At 45.0% G+C, this 15,961-nt stretch carries 10 protein-coding genes; 4 read left to right on the forward strand and 6 right to left on the reverse strand.

The genetic code is table 11. The features are described 5' to 3' along the window. Window positions 1–17: 17 nt before the first annotated feature. Window positions 18–1,517, forward strand: a complete 1,500-nt coding sequence (locus tag G9U52_RS00235) for a tagaturonate epimerase family protein (RefSeq protein WP_166144440.1) — start codon at window positions 18–20, stop codon at window positions 1,515–1,517. Between the two features lie 35 nt (window positions 1,518–1,552). Then, window positions 1,553–2,965, forward strand: coding sequence for a glucuronate isomerase (uxaC, locus tag G9U52_RS00240; RefSeq protein ID WP_166144443.1), 1,413 nt, complete (start codon window positions 1,553–1,555; stop codon window positions 2,963–2,965). A 39-nt stretch (window positions 2,966–3,004) separates the two neighbouring features. On the opposite strand, the gene G9U52_RS00245 is transcribed toward uxaC, so the two are convergent. The 3 genes from G9U52_RS00245 to G9U52_RS00255 form a co-directional block, all read right to left on the reverse strand. Continuing rightward, window positions 3,005–3,856 carry a hypothetical protein gene (locus tag G9U52_RS00245; RefSeq protein ID WP_166144446.1) on the reverse strand — a complete coding sequence of 284 codons (852 nt, stop codon included), beginning with the start codon at window positions 3,854–3,856 and terminating at the stop codon, window positions 3,005–3,007. A gap of 511 nt (window positions 3,857–4,367) precedes the next feature. Then, a complete protein-coding gene (locus tag G9U52_RS00250; protein WP_166144449.1) occupies window positions 4,368–4,763 on the reverse strand; it encodes a ribosomal maturation YjgA family protein in 396 nt (131 codons plus the stop codon). Next, window positions 4,764–5,762, reverse strand: a complete 999-nt coding sequence (locus G9U52_RS00255) for an oxidoreductase (RefSeq protein WP_166144452.1) — start codon at window positions 5,760–5,762, stop codon at window positions 4,764–4,766. 230 nt (window positions 5,763–5,992) lie between these two features. On the opposite strand from G9U52_RS00255, the gene G9U52_RS00260 reads away from it, so the two are divergent. After that, complete coding sequence (locus tag G9U52_RS00260) at window positions 5,993–7,549, forward strand: ABC-F family ATP-binding cassette domain-containing protein (protein ID WP_166146581.1); 1,557 nt, start codon at window positions 5,993–5,995, stop codon at window positions 7,547–7,549. Window positions 7,550–7,654: 105 nt separating this feature from the next. On the opposite strand, the gene G9U52_RS00265 is transcribed toward G9U52_RS00260, so the two are convergent. From G9U52_RS00265 to G9U52_RS00275, 3 genes are read right to left on the reverse strand one after another with little or no spacing between them, the layout of a single operon-like run. Beyond that, entirely contained in the window at window positions 7,655–8,725 is a 1,071-nt protein-coding gene (locus tag G9U52_RS00265; RefSeq protein ID WP_166144455.1) for an HD-GYP domain-containing protein, read from the reverse strand. Next, on the reverse strand, window positions 8,722–9,138 hold the full coding sequence (locus G9U52_RS00270) for a response regulator (RefSeq protein ID WP_166144458.1): 417 nt from the start codon (window positions 9,136–9,138) through the stop codon (window positions 8,722–8,724). Before G9U52_RS00270 ends, G9U52_RS00265 begins: the two co-directional genes overlap by 4 nt. A gap of 52 nt (window positions 9,139–9,190) precedes the next feature. Next, window positions 9,191–11,560: a response regulator gene (locus tag G9U52_RS00275; protein ID WP_166144461.1), complete on the reverse strand. Its 2,370-nt coding sequence runs from the start codon at window positions 11,558–11,560 to the stop codon at window positions 9,191–9,193. Between the two features lie 412 nt (window positions 11,561–11,972). Between G9U52_RS00275 and G9U52_RS00280 the strand changes: the two genes are divergently transcribed. Next, window positions 11,973–15,941: a response regulator gene (locus G9U52_RS00280; RefSeq protein WP_243767071.1), complete on the forward strand. Its 3,969-nt coding sequence runs from the start codon at window positions 11,973–11,975 to the stop codon at window positions 15,939–15,941. Window positions 15,942–15,961: the final 20 nt, after the last annotated feature.

Raw genomic sequence — 15,961 nt, forward strand, 5'->3', positions numbered from 1 at the left:
TGAAGGAGGCTCCATTCATGAGCACGTATCAATCTATTACAGACGCTATGCATAACGGCAGCGTTACTGGTATTGAAAATTCAAGCAGTATTAAAGTGTATCCGCATTCATTGTCTGAGTCCGGTGATGTCAAGCTAGTTATGATCAAAAACAAAGGCATCAAATATTTGGTAGCAACAGGTAAAGGTCCTTTATTTGATGACCTGCAAGGCGAAGCTGAAGGCAGCACCAAAATCTGCCCTTTAACCCATGAGAACCGTCTAGTATTGAACAAATACTTTGATTATACAGTTCCACGCGCTTTCGGTACACAAGGCTCAACCATTGGTCTAGGCGACCGCCTGGGCATTGCTTCCCCTGGACACTTGAAAACGATCAAAGGCAGAGGCGTTCAACCGGTTCTCGCCCAACAAAGTATCCGTGAGCTTAATTTAACCGGACGTGACTACAAGCAAGTTATGGATGCCGCTGCTTACGCTGTATTCCAAGAAGGCTACAAAGACGGCTATGGCGCTGACGGCGACCATCTTAAGGTTGAGGCCGACATTGAATTGGCGCTTGGCCTTGGCTTCACAATGCTGACGCTTGATTGCTCCGAATATATTGACAACTCCGTTGAAGCCTTGTCCGCTGAAGCCCAAGCAGCCAAGTATGCCGAGCTTCCAGAAGCAACCCGCAGCCATTATGAGCAGCGTTATCTAGACCAAAGCTTTGACTGCGGCGGCTCCACCTTCTCCTTCGATAAGGCTACAATAATCAAAAACGTATTGATCTATGGTCCTGCCGTGGACTTTATGGAGCATGTTTACAATACTTATATTAAAAACGTTGGACGTGAAATCGATTTTGAGATTTCGATTGATGAAACGGCAACACCTACAGATCCAGAATCCCATTTTCTGGTTGCCAAAGAGCTTTATTCGCGCGGCCTAACGATTTATAGTATGGCGCCACGTTTTATCGGTGAGTTCCAAAAAGGGATCGATTATATCGGAGATATCGCCAAATTCGAAGAAGAATTGATCATCCATTCCAATATTGCCGATGATTTTGGCTACAAGCTTAGCATCCATTCCGGCAGCGATAAGTTTAGCGTGTTCTCCATTATCGGCAAGCACACCAAAGGTCGTTTCCATGTGAAAACAGCCGGAACGAATTGGCTGGAAGCTGTAAGGACGGTTGCCAAGGTGAAACCGGATTTGTACCGCCGTATGCACCAATATGCGTTAGACCATTTTGAAGAAGCGACTGTTTACTACCATGTTACTACTGATTTAAGCAAAATCTTACCGCTTAACCAAGTTAAAGATGAAGACTTGAACGAAACGTATATGGAAGAAAATAACGCCCGCCAAGTGATTCATATCACTTATGGGATTTTGCTACAAGCCAAAGACGAGCAAGGCAAGTCGCTGTTCGCGGACGAGTTCTTCAGCACACTTAACGACCAAGAGGAAGCCTTCGAGCAATCCTTGATCAAGCATATCGGCAAGCATTTGGATTTGTTAGGTAAATAGTCAATCCATAATCATACAGGTGGTGTAGAGTAATAATGAAAAAATTTCTCGACGACAACTTTTTACTTACCAATGAGACGGCAGTCCGTTTGTATAACGATTATGCGAAGGATCAACCCATTATCGACTACCATTGCCACTTAAGCCCACAGGAAATTTTTGAAAATAAAACCTTCAAAAACTTGACTGAGGCTTGGTTGTACGGCGACCACTACAAGTGGAAAGCTATGCGTGCCAACGGTGTTAAAGAGCCTTTCGTCACGGGTGGCGAAGGCGTTAGCGATTATGACCGCTATCTGGAATGGGCAAAGACAGTTCCGATGACGATCGGTAATCCGCTATACCATTGGTCCCACTTGGAGCTGCAACGCTTCTTTGGGGTGTATGATTTGATCAATGAAAAAAATGCGCCTGCCATCTGGGAAACGGTAAACGCCCAATTGAATAGCGAAGGCTTTGGAGCCAGAGATTTAATCAAGAAATCTAATGTCAGAGTCATCTGCACGACAGATGATCCTACGGATTCCTTGGAATACCATATCAAAATTAAAGAATTGCCTGATTTTGATGTGGCCGTCCTCCCTTCCTTCCGTCCTGATAAAGGGCTGGAAATTAATCGTCCTACCTTTGTGCCATGGGTACAAAAGCTGGGTGAGGTTGCTGGACAAGCGATCGGTAGCTATGATCAATTGTTAAGCGCTCTTGAAGCCAGAATCCGCTTCTTCCATTCTGTTGGCGGACGTGTATCCGACCATGCTTTGGATTATGTCGCTTATGCGGAAACAACTAAGGAGCAAGCCGCGGCTATATTTGCCAAGGCGCTTCAAGGGTCTGCAGTAAGCCTTGATGAAGAAAAGCAGTACAAGACGTATACGCTTGTATTCATGGGCAAGCTTTATGCAGAGCTGGGATGGGCTATGCAATTCCATATCAATGCTCACCGTAACAATAGCATTCGGATGTTCAACACCTTGGGACCGGACACAGGCTTTGACTCGATCAATGATAGCTCCTTGGCACAGCCGATTGTCCGCTTGTTAGATGCACTCGATAGTGATGATGCTCTTCCTAGAACAATTCTGTACTCGTTGAACCCTAAAGATCATTATGTGTTGGGCTCCATTATTGGCAGCTTTCAAGGCGGCGGCATTCCTGGCAAGGTACAATTAGGAGCAGCTTGGTGGTTCCTGGATACCAAAGACGGCATGCTGGAGCAAATGCGCGCTTTGGCCAATCTTGGTCTGCTAAGCCGCTTCGTGGGCATGCTGACGGATTCGAGAAGCTTCTTGTCTTATACTAGACATGAATATTTCAGAAGAATCCTCTGCGATATGATCGGAGAATGGGTCGAGCTTGGCGAAGCACCAGATGATTTCGAGCTGCTGGGCAATATGGTGAGTGGCATCTGCTACAACAATGCCGACACGTACTTTAACTTTGGCAAATAAGGACAATGAATAAACTGAACAAGGGATAGCGGCTGGATTTTAGCTGCTATCCCTTTTCATATCCAAGCGGTTACTTATTCTTTGAATGATCCACAATACGATTATCGATACAAATAAGTAGTACCAGCTATCCCACCATACATGACTTTCCAAGATACCTACGAGGCTTAGAATCCTTTGTGCAGCATAAATAACAGCTACGCTAATCAATGCCTTTATCCAAAGTTTTATCCAACGAAGCTTGGCCATAAACACATAAAACAAGCTTTCTGCGGAATAGAGAACTGCAGCGAAAGCTGATGTATCTCGTGCTGTATACGCAAACCAATTTGGATGATAATAACGGCTGGCTAAAAAAAGGATAGGTATGAAATGTAACGTACCCGTAATTGCCACGGTCATAAGAACTAGCACCAGCGCATCCAACCATTTGTTTATAGGCTTGAGTAGGTGCCGGTAAAATAGTTTTGCCATCAAATAATAGACAGGTAAGCCGAGTGCTGTATATTCCAAGCGCCACCAATTATGACTATATATTTGAAGCGTTGTAAACAACCACTCTATCCCGACAATGGTGCCTATAATAAAAAGCACCCACTTCCAGTTTAAGCGGAATACCGCTATAAAGGTTGCGGATACAGGTAAAGATAAGGTATTAGATACTACTGCACCTAAATTGCTATCAAAATAGCTATCATATTTGATGATTGCGGGATCGTATTGATAGCTTCCTCCAAAGAAATAAATGACAGCTTCGATTGTATAACCCAGACCCACTATCGCTAAAAATAACCAAAATGATCTGACATCCTTTGTTTTAACGGATATGTACATAAGAAGAGCAATACTGGCTAACGCTAATGCTAGGTACCAATATGTTTGATCATTCAAAGCTAATCACTCCCATAGATTAGTCACCTTTATCGTGCCCAGAATAATTTTAAGGTATGCACCTTCTAATTCTCAGAAGGCTCAAAGCGCTACGCCTTCTCCCTACATAGCTCATCTCCAACAAACCTCTAGTTTATTAATTCGCTCTAATTGTAGGAGCCTTCGAAATAGGGAAATTGGAAAAATCAATTAACAACGGGTTTATTTTTATGATCGGCCTCAAATAGATGGAAACATCCTTTTTGTTTACATTTATTTGAGGCCGATCATGCGACGGCTTTGGTTCGAACGCTTCTGGGTTTAGTGAGTTGTTGGGTTTGGAACTCAATTAACAACGGTTTAGGGTTTTGATTAGAAAGAATCCTAAAACAAGATGGAAACATCCTTTTTGTTAATATCCTTTTATTCGTTCTTGTCTTACCACTACTCATTTTAGTGAGTCAAGCCATTTGGGCATAAAAAAGAAAACCCTCTGCCGCATAGAACTGCGGATACGAAGGCTTCCTTTCATTTAAGTACGATTCATTATTCGTTTATACCCATAATAGTCAATCCACACAGCAATCATTAATCCTACAGCATAACGAATTAAATCTATAGTTAAAAACCCTTTTCCTAATATCAAGGCTCCCAGTATCGTCTGCCTAATATCATTGATCCATACAGCCTGGTATAATTGGCTAAATTCAATGGCACTGCAAAAAAGCATACTGATCAACAGAGCAAATAAGCGTGGCTTATCCAAATAAATAAACCGGAAAACATAATAGATCATGCTTGCCCAGCAAACATCTCCAGCATGATGGACAATAAAAGCAGGCAATGCTTCGGGAAATTGCCGTGAGCCCATGCCAAGAAGGATTAATGTAACAATCGAAAATATATAAAGCGATCTAGCCTTCAACATTTAAACCTCAATGACGACTCTGCCGCGAATTCGCCCTTGTCGTATTTCTTCAGCATAATGTGCCACTTCCCGCAGAGGTATAGTTAATCTGGCTATGTGTTCCAAATGGCCTTGTTGCTTTAAATCGCGGGCTATTTGCTCCCACAATGAAGAGCGGCGGTCTATCGGGTAGTTCACAGAATCCACACCCAACAAGTGAACGCCCCGCAAGATAAAAGGATGGACGGTTGTTGGAACGTCCACACCTCCCGTTAATCCACTAACAGCCGCCGCACCGCCAGCTTGCAATGACGCCAATATAAAGGCGAGCGAGCTGCCGCCAACTGGGTCGATAGCTGCCGCCCATTGTTGTTTTTCCAAAGGCTTGCGCACTTCGGGGTTTAGCTGCTCGCGGCCTATAATTTCCCGCGCACCCAGCGCGTGCAAATAAGCATGCTCGCTGGCTTTGCCCGTTGCCGCGACAACCTTGTAGCCCCTGGCGGCAAGCATCGCCACGGCAAAGCTGCCGACGCCTCCAGTCGCGCCGCTCACTAATACTGAGCCCTGCTCGGGGCTCAGCCCGTTATGCTCCAGCAGCTCGATGCTGATCGCAGCGGTCAAGCCCGCTGTCCCGATTAGCATCGCTTCCTGCGGCTGTAAGCCGGCTGGCAGCGGCACAACCCACTTGGCCGGCACTCGGGCCACCTGGCTAAAGCCGCCAAAGTGCGACACGCCAAGCCCAAAGCCGGTCACGATGACCTGCTGCCCCGGCTCGAAGCGTACATCCGTCGAGGTTATCACCACTCCAGCGAGATCAACGCCCGGAACGTGCGGATAGCTGCGTACAATACCGCCGTTTGGCGTGCAAGCCAGGCCGTCTTTATAGTTTAAGCTTGAATATTGGACGCGGATCAAGACTTCTCCCTCTGGCAGATTATCCAAAGCCATCTGCTTCAAGCCTATATGAAAACCCTCTTGATTTTTATCAATAACCAATGCCTGAAATTTCTCGACTTCCATCCCTTAGTCCTCCTAGCTTTTTCCCAATCCTTATACTTCCACTCCTTCATTTATATCTTCCATGGCCCCCTCCCTCACTTTATCCCATTCTACATGAACCTGTTACATTCTTCATTAAAAAGCTGCTCACAGCCCCATTTTCAACTTTTTCATAAATCCTATATTGAGTTGTTCACCCGTTAACGCTTATAATAAAGCGAGAAAAAAGTTTACAAGAAAAGGTGTTAATGATGAGCATATTAAATGTAGAGAAGCTAAGCCATGGCTTTGGAGATCGTGCTATCTTCAAGGATGTATCGTTTCGCCTGCTTAAAGGCGAGCACATTGGACTTATTGGTGCCAATGGTGAAGGGAAGTCCACCTTCATGAATATCATTACAGGCAAGCTCCAGCCGGATGAAGGCAAGGTCGAATGGTCCAAACGTATGCGAGTTGGCTATCTTGACCAGCATGCGGTGCTGAGCAAGGGCATGACGATGCGCGATGTCCTTAAAGGAGCCTTCCAATATCTATTCGATATGGAGCAAGAGATGAACGATATGTACCTCAGGATGGGCGAGGTAACGCCTGAAGAGCTTGAGCAACTGCTGGAGGATGTAGGAACGATTCAGGATACATTGACGAACCAGGATTTTTATATGGTCGATGCCAAGGTCGATGAAACCGCCCGCGGTCTGGGACTTACCGATATCGGATTGGACAAGGATGTCCATGATCTTAGTGGTGGACAGCGTACCAAGGTATTATTAGCAAAGCTGCTGCTGGAAAAGCCGGACATTCTCCTGCTGGATGAGCCTACGAACTATTTGGATGAACAGCATATCAATTGGCTAAGACGTTATTTGCAGGAATATGAAAATGCGTTTATTCTAATCTCTCATGATATTCCGTTTTTAAACAGCGTCATTAACCTAATCTACCATATGGAAAATCAAGGGCTGAGCCGTTATACGGGTGACTACGACTATTTCCAGCAGGTCCATGAAATGAAAAAACAACAGCTGGAATCCTCTTATAAGCGCCAGCAGCAGGAAATTGCTGATTTAAAAGACTTTGTAGCACGCAATAAAGCAAGCGTGGCTACACGAAATATGGCCATGTCCAGACAAAAGAAGCTCGATAAAATGGATGTGATTGAGCTTGCCAGAGAGAAACCAAAGCCTCAGTTCAACTTCAAGGATGCTAGAACGTCAGGCAAGCTGATCTTTGAAGCAACGAATCTCGTTATTGGCTATGAGGAGCCCTTATCCAGATCGCTGGATCTGCGTATGGAACGTGGCCAAAAAATTGCCTTGGTGGGTGCAAATGGGATTGGTAAAACGACGTTGCTGCGGAGCATCCTTGGGGAAATTCAAGCTTTGTCTGGCTCCGTTCGACGAGGAGAACATCTCAGTATCGGCTACTTCGAGCAAGAAATAAAGGAGGCCAACTATAACACCTGCATCGAGGAGGTTTGGAAGGAGTTTCCATCCTATTCCCAATTCGAGGTGCGAGCAGCACTAGCCAAATGTGGACTTACGACTCAACATATCGAGAGTAAAATTGTGGTGCTAAGCGGCGGCGAAAAAGCAAAAGTGCGGCTATGCAAGCTGATTAACCGTGAAACGAACCTGCTAGTGCTCGATGAGCCCACCAACCATTTGGATGTTGATGCCAAGGAAGAGCTGAAACGTGCCCTAAAGGCTTATAAGGGCAGCATCCTGCTCATTTCTCATGAGCCGGAATTTTATCGCGATGTCGTTACAGAAACGTGGAATTGTGAATCCTGGACGACGAAGGTATTTTAACTATAATTACAAAAGCTTATAAAACCAGTAACGGTTTTATAAGCTTTTTTTGTATAATAAGCCTTAATAGGCATCCATTTGCTTAGCGTCGCTGCTCAGTACCGGTTATATATCAAGCCCTTCAATCGGCAAGACTTCCATGCTGGCAAGATTAAATTCGTGAAACACATGGATAAACGCGTCCACAATATACGGATCAAAATGGAGGCCGCTTTGCTTCTCCACCTCGGCCAAGGTTTCCTCCGGTGTCCAAGCTTTTTTATAAGGTCGCTCATGGGTTAAAGCATCATAGAAATCGGCTAGAGCGACGATGCGCGCCTCTAGAGGAATCGCTTCTCCCTGCAGCCCTTCAGGATAGCCGGAGCCATCCCATTTCTCATGATGCGAACGTGCTATAATTCCGGCCAGCTTCAAGATCGTGAAGTAGCTCCCTTCCAAAATGCTGGCACCAATGGACGTATGCGCCTTCATTCGTTCAAATTCGTGGGGCTCAAAGCGCCCAGGTTTAAGTAATATCTCGTCAGGAATACCGATTTTTCCGATATCATGAAGCGGAGCCGCTTTCTTGATCAGGTTGACCTGCTGCTCCGACAGCCCCAAGCGGACTGCGATCAAGCCTGACAGCCATCCCACCCTTTGCGTATGCTGTCCGGTTAGATCATCTCTATATTCCGCTGCGCGCCCTAGAAGCTGAAGCATTTCGACCTTGGCCTGCTGCAGCTCCTCCGTGCGCTGCTGCACCCTCTCCTCCAGCGTACTATTATGCTGCTGAAGCTGCAAATGGAGGTTGCGGGTTCTCAGCAAATTATTAATCCGTAGTATAACCTCTGTCCGGTCATACGGTTTGGTCAAAAAGTCATTGACTCCTGCTTGCAGGCCCCGCTGCTTGGCCTCGGATGTAACATCCGCAGTAAGCATCAGCACTGGCAAATAGCTATCCATCGCGGTCTGCTCACGGATCATCCTCAGAACCTGCAGGCCATCCAAGCCCGGCATATGTAAATCAAGCAGAACAATATCCGGTTTAACCTCTTCAAGCATCAGCAGAACCTGCTGGGGATCCATGGTGCTGTGTATATGCTTAAAGCCGGCACGACCCAATATACGCTCCAAAAGACTGATATTATATTCTTGATCATCTACAATTAAAATTTTTGAGAGCTCTATATCATTCATTGATGGTCTCCATTCGATGGGTCAAAACTAAGGGGTAGCTCTTTCTCACGCTTTGCCAATCCTACGTATATTTTTTCCAGCAGCCGCTCCATCACGATTGGCTTTGTATCAAAATCATCGCACCCCGCTTGGTACGCTTCCTCCTTATCACCTGCCATTGCATGGGCTGTCAATGCAATAACCGGGATCTGCTGGGTTTCAAGAGTAGCTTTTAGCAGTCGCGTCGCACCCCAGCCATCCAGAACAGGCAGACTCATATCCATAAGGATCAAATCTGGAGCCTCCTGTATCGCCAGATCAACACCTTGTCTACCATCTTCAGCAGTAAGAACCCGAAAGCCTTTGCGGGTTAGTCGCCGAGACAGCATATCGCGGTTCATTTCGTTGTCCTCAACTAAAAGAATAGTATGCATAGCCATAATTCCTCCAATATTACTTATAATGTCAGCACTGTACAGGGCAGCTCTATACCTTCAAATCTACCGTTATAAACTGGCGAATTTCCTCCAATAACGATTTATGGCCATACGAGCCTTTTTGAATAATACTCGCGACATAACCATTAAGCTTCAACCGATCCTCCGACGTTATCGACTTGGCAGTTAATACAACAATGGGTATGGCTTTCCAAGCTTCCCTTTTACGCAGCTCGACAACAAATTGAAACCCATCCATCTCTGGCATCATCAAGTCAAGCAGGATCAGTTCTGGGATAGCCCGCTCCATATATTCCAAGGCGATCCGCCCATTTTGGGCTTGAGTCACAGAGTAGCCCTCTTTATGGAGCAATCTTGTCATGAGTTCACTTGTTGGCTGGTCATCCTCGATCACTAGTATCGTATGCTCGGCAAGGTTTGAGACATATTTGTTCATCACATCAATAAGCCGGTCACGCTGCACCGGCTTCATAAGAAACTCGGATGCACCCAGCGAATAACCAAGATACTTGTCGCTGGTCATGGACCAGATCACTACGGGAATATCCATCAGCTCCGGGTCACTCTTCAGTGTCGTTAATACGCTCCACCCATCCATATTCGGCATAAGGATATCGAGACAGATCACTTTGGGTCGAAGCTGCTTCGCCATCGCAATCCCCTCCAGCCCCGTTTCGGCAAAAGCTAAGGTCCAGCCTTCTTTAGCCAGATACCGCGTCATCAGCTCCTGATTGAAAGTCTCGTCATCAATCAAAAGAATACTGACTTTGCTCGCTGCGTCTACATCCTCCAAATAGATGGCTGGCAATTCCTTGACCGGCTCCGGCTCCAACGGAGCGACCGGCAGCCAGCACGTAAAGGTGCTTCCAGACCCAAGCTCACTGTCCACATCAATTTCGCCACCCATAATATGACAAAATCTTTGGCTGATCGCAAGTCCAAGACCCGTTCCTCCATACTTGCGTGTAGTGGATGAATCGGCCTGAGTGAAGGGCTGAAATAGTATGCTTACCTGTTCGGGCGTCATGCCAATTCCCGTATCCTTCACGCTGAAGCAATAGCCTTCCCGGTTATTTCTTGTTTGGCGGTAACCATTAAAAAAAATCGTACCTTCTTTCGTGAATTTGCTCGCATTGCTCAGTAAATTGATCAATATTTGTCGAAGCTTAGTCACATCGATCGTCATATCGTCTGGTTCGCAGCGAATTTCCAATTGATTCTGATTGGCTTCCATTAGTGGATTAAGCGTCATTGACACATCGTGGACGAGTCCAGCCACATCGCAGCTCTCGAAGTACAGCTCCATTTTCCCGGCTTCTATCTTCGATATATCCAGAATATCATTAATCAGCGACAATAAGTGGTTTCCTGCCTTGCTGATTTTACCAAGATCATCCACAAACATCGGATCGCCAAGCTCCTCTGCATCTTCCTTGAGCATTTCACTATATCCAATAATGGCATTAAGCGGCGTCCTTAACTCATGGCTCATATTGGCCAGAAACTGGCTTTTAATTTGATTGGCCTGGATCGCTTCATCATGAGCTTTCTCCAGCTGTGCTGTTCGCTCCTTAACTAATTGCTCCAAATGCTCGTTGAGCTTGCGCAGCTCCTGATTGATCCGAACATTTTCATCTGTTTTTTCTTTAATTTCTGAATCTTTATATGAAAATCTTTTGGAAATGAAGATTCCGATCAATGACAATCCAAGCGTAAAGAGCGTGCCTCCGGATATAAAATAAGCCAGCCATTTTTGATCCAGCAGCATACCTGTCGTTAATTCCGATTTGGCGCTTAATTGAAAATTGGCTGCCAGCATCCCTGTATAATGCATACCAACGACAGCGGCTCCCATAATCAACCCACTGCCCAGCTTTTTCCAAACCTCTCCGCGCTCGCCAGCTTTATTGAAATAAAACGACAACAGCAGCGCAGCGATTGACGCAACAATTGCGATAATGATAGAAAGCACAAAGTAGAATGGATCATAGGTGACGTCGATCATCATCGCTGCCATCCCGATATAATGCATCGCCGAAATTCCGGAAGCAAGCAACAGCCCGCCACTGATTAATAGACGAAGTGTTAAGTGTTGCCGACCGACAATGTATAAAGCAATAAAGGAAGCGAGGATCGCCACTAGTACGGACAGCACTACAAACCCAAGATCATAAGCCACAGGTACAGCCAGCGAAAAAGCAAGCATGCCGACAAAATGCATCGACCAGATCCCCATGCCCATTGCCACGGCACCAAATAAAAGCCATAGCCAGCGGTTTATACCTGTTGTCGTACTGATTTTTCCTGACAAATCAAGTACTGTGTAAGACGCTGCTACCGCAACTATATACGAAAAAACGACCAATAGACTATCATGCGAGCCATGAATATGCTCCATTTCACTCCAACTCCTGTATGTAATTTAATTCCAGCCTGTGCAGCCTATGTAAACTGTTCAACCTGGGCAAACATCAAGCAGAAAAGCGTTCAAAAATCCGCCGAAGGGCAGCAATCCAAACATCTCTAGCCCCGCTATCTCTAGCATAAAACTATTTCTCTTATTTTGCATCAATTTTAACTCATCCTCCCTAATTTTCAACAAATCTCATAGAATCTGACGATCCTATTACTATAAACGGCCTTTTTGAAATATTTCTGAAACTTGCACACAAAATAAACCGCGACTGCTGGCTGAGACCTGCGGCAGCAAGATATATCTACGTGAATACCATATCTCTTTATTACTAATTATGGTATCATTAATTAGTTGAGGCCAGGCTGAAATTTCAAGAATAATGGAGGCCGGTTGCTTGGCGAGATTCAGAAATGAGGATGTTCACATGCAATGGATTAATAATTTGAAAATTAACAGCAAGCTGATGGTGATGGTGTTAATTCCTCTGATAGGTTTGCTTTATTTTTCAGCTGCTGCTATTTTCGTTAAATTAAACGAGCGGTCGGAGCTAGCGCTATTAGAAAGTAAAAGCAAGCTTGCAGTCATGGCTCTAGATGTCATCCACGAGCTTCAGAAGGAGCAAGGTCTGGAAGCCAGCCACTACACTGGACCAGCACCAAGCGTACCAAGCCCTATACTGGAGCAACGAAAAAAAGCTAATCAAAGCATCGATAATCTGAAGCAATTTGTACAAACCTTTTCTAAAGACCAGTGGGATACGATATTAGACGATAACTTGACGATGGCCATGGGTAAGTTGGATAAGCTTGTTCAAGAGCGGGAGCTAACCAACAAATCCATAGCAGATCAGACGAGGATCCTTACGGACTATGAGGATACGTTTGGGTCGTTTTTTAATTTAATCGACCAAATGAAGCTAGGCAGCTCCAATACGGAAATCGGTAATATGCTGTATGCGTTCAATAGCTTTTCCAAAAGCAAATCCGCCCTAAACCAGGAACGCATGCTCATTAGTAATATGCTTAAGGGTAGCCAAATACAGTCCGCAGATTTGTATCAATTAGGCTTGGTCGATAAGGAGCGGGAGCTCTATCTCAATAGCTTTACAACTTTGGCAGCACCAGACTGGCTTCATTTATACCGATCGATTGTAAAAGGCCAAGTGGTAGAAGAGGTAAACCGTATAAGACAACTAGTACTCAATGGAGTTGCTACAGCGAAGCCCAATGTGGATGCGCAATATTGGTATCTCCAATCTACAGATGTGCTAGATCTAATGAAGCAAGCCGAGGATCAATATGCAGCCGGACTTATCGGGTTGATGGAGAAAGGCCGGGATCAAGCTTTAATATGGCTTGTTTTTATGCTCATCTTTATTGTACTGATTAGTTTAATATCGCTCTCTCTACTGATCCAGGTTTATTTTACCTTCAAGGAAATGATGGCGGAAAAAGAACGGCAATATTGGCTAAAGGCTGAATTCGCCCGATTAACCGAGCTTTCTTTGGGCATGACAGACCTGCAGGAGCTTGTGAAAATGCTAATTTCTGAAATATCGAAATTGATTGAAGTCGGACAAGGTGCCTTTTATGTGAAAGAGACCGGAAAAAACTCCGAGCACACAGGCGATTTTTTATTACTCGGCAGCTATGCTTATACGGAGCGAAAAAACATCTCGCATCGCTTTCAATTGGGAGAAGGCTTGATTGGCCAATGTGCCTTGGAAAAGAAGCCGATTTTGTTGACCCAGGTGCCTGATGAATATATACAAATCAGCTCTGGCCTTGGAAAAGGCAATCCATTGACTATATTCGTCATGCCCATCCTGTTTGAGGAAGAGGTGGTCGCAGTCATTGAGCTCGCTTCCTTCAAAGCTTTTACAGCTACACAGCAAAATTTGCTTGAATTATTGTCGACACCGTTAGGGGTTATTATTAACAGTGCAGCCAGCCGTCAGCGTACAGAGGAATCTTTGCTGGAATCGCAGCTGCTTGCTGTTGAGGCATTACGACTGGCTGAGGGAGCACAGCTCCAGCAGGAGGAATTACGCACCTCGAATGAAGAGCTGGAAGAGCAAACCGAAATGCTCAAACGCTCTGAGGAGAAGCTTAAGCTGCAAAGCGAAGAGCTCCAAATCATTAATGGCGAGATGGCCGATAAAACAAAGCGTTTGGAAATCCAAACGATGGATATCGTCAAGCAAAACGAAATGATCCAATTGTCCAAGGATGACCTTGAAGTGAAAGCCAACGAGCTTGAGCTGGCAAGCAATTACAAATCGGAGTTTTTGGCAAACATGTCGCATGAGCTTAGGACTCCGCTTAACAGTCTGTTAATACTGGCCAAGCTGCTTGCCAATAATGTGGAGGGGAATTTGACGGAGGACCAGACCGAGTCCGCGCAAATCATTTATAGCGGTGGTTTGAATTTGTTAACCTTGATCAATGATATTTTGGACTTGTCCAAAGTGGAAGCCGGCAAATTAAATGTGATCCCCGAAGAAGTCAAGCTGGAAACGATTGTCCACAACCTTAAATATCAATTTAATATTATAGCGCAGGATAAAGGTGTGCAGTTCGAAATGCTTATAGAAGCAGGAATTCCATGGACACTAATAACGGATGGCCAACGAACCGAACAAATCCTGAAAAACTTTTTGTCCAATGCCTTCAAATTTACTTCCAAAGGCACCGTTTCTTTACGCATCTGCCGGCCAAATGCCGATGTTCATTTTATTAATAAGGCACTTAACACCAGCAACACGGTGTCCTTTATCGTAACCGATACGGGCATTGGGATTGTGCCGAATAAGCAAAAGGAAATCTTCGAATCCTTCCAGCAAGCCGATGGCTCCACCAACCGTAAATACGGGGGCACTGGTCTCGGCTTAACAATTTCCCGTGAGCTCGCCAAGCTGCTGGGTGGGGAAATTCACCTGGTAAGCCAGGAAGGATTAGGCAGTACCTTTACCTTAATATTGCCACTGGATATGGAAAATATTTCTTCAATCGGCGATCCAGAGAACGGTATGGCCTCCTCTAAAGATATTGTTTCTGCAGAGGTGTTTGGAGGGCTTCGACAAAAGGAGCATGACATGCAAGCCTTACTCAGTGAAGCTATGGAAACGACAATGACTCCCCTAACCATTAAGCCTTTTATTCCGGATGACCGCGACGATGTTCAGCCAAATGATAAAGTGATTGTCATTGTTGAGGATGACAAAAGTTTTGCCAAGGTTCTCCTCGATATATCCAAGACAAAGGGCTTTAAATGTATCGCTGCCGAGGATGGCTTCAGCGGGCTCCAGCTAATCAAAAAATATGTGCCTAATGCCATCTTGCTCGATCTGGGGCTTCCTGATATCAATGGACTGAAAATGCTCGACTTGCTCAAGCACGACAGCGAAACTAGACATATTCCCGTCCACATCATTACAGGTAACGAAGAAAGACAAATCTCGCTGGATAAAGGTGCCGTAGGCTTCCTTTCTAAGCCGATCAGCATTACCGACCTTGACATTATTTTTTCCAGAATTGAAACGACGTTAAACGAACGCATCCAACACATACTCGTCATTGAGGATGATGTCAATAACCAAAAAGCGATTTATGACATGCTTAAACATAAAAAAATCGAGATCCATAGTGCCTATACAGGCATAGAAGGCTTGCAAAAGCTACAGTCGCAGGAATACAATTGTATGATTCTCGATTTAAAGCTGCCCGATATGACAGGGTTTGAATTTCTGGCTCGGCTGGGCGAATTTAAAGATATGAAAGTGCCGCCGATTATTATCAATACTGGCAAAGAATTATCTGAAGCTGATTATAAAGAATTGAATCAATTTACAGATAATATCGTCATTAAAGGCTCTCAGCCTCCCGAACGTTTGTTGGAGGAAGTTTCTCTTTTCCTGCATAACGTGAATAAATCACTGCCCTTTGAACAACGCCAAGGCGTGGGTATGCTGCATGATGGCGACCAAACGCTTAAAGGCCGGAAAATTTTATTGGTCGATGATGACTTGCGCAACACATTTGCACTTTCCAAAATGCTACAGCATTACGAGATGGACGTGATTATGGCTGATAATGGCAAGCTAGCTCTGGAAATGCTGGACCATGACAATGCGATTGAATTGGTCATTATGGATATTATGATGCCGATTATGGACGGCTATGAAGCGATGCGAATCATTCGTGAAAACCCCAAATTTAAGAAGCTGCCAATTATTGCACTAACCGCTAATGCAATGGTAGGTGACCGGAAGAAGTGTATTGAAGGCGGCGCCAACGATTATATGACCAAGCCTATCGACACCGACAACCTTCTCTCCTTGCTCAGGGTATGGCTGTTTAATTAGGATTATGCTTTATAAGGAGG

Source organism: Paenibacillus agricola (genome assembly GCF_011440305.1).
Classification (GTDB): domain Bacteria; phylum Bacillota; class Bacilli; order Paenibacillales; family NBRC-103111; genus Paenibacillus_S; species Paenibacillus_S agricola.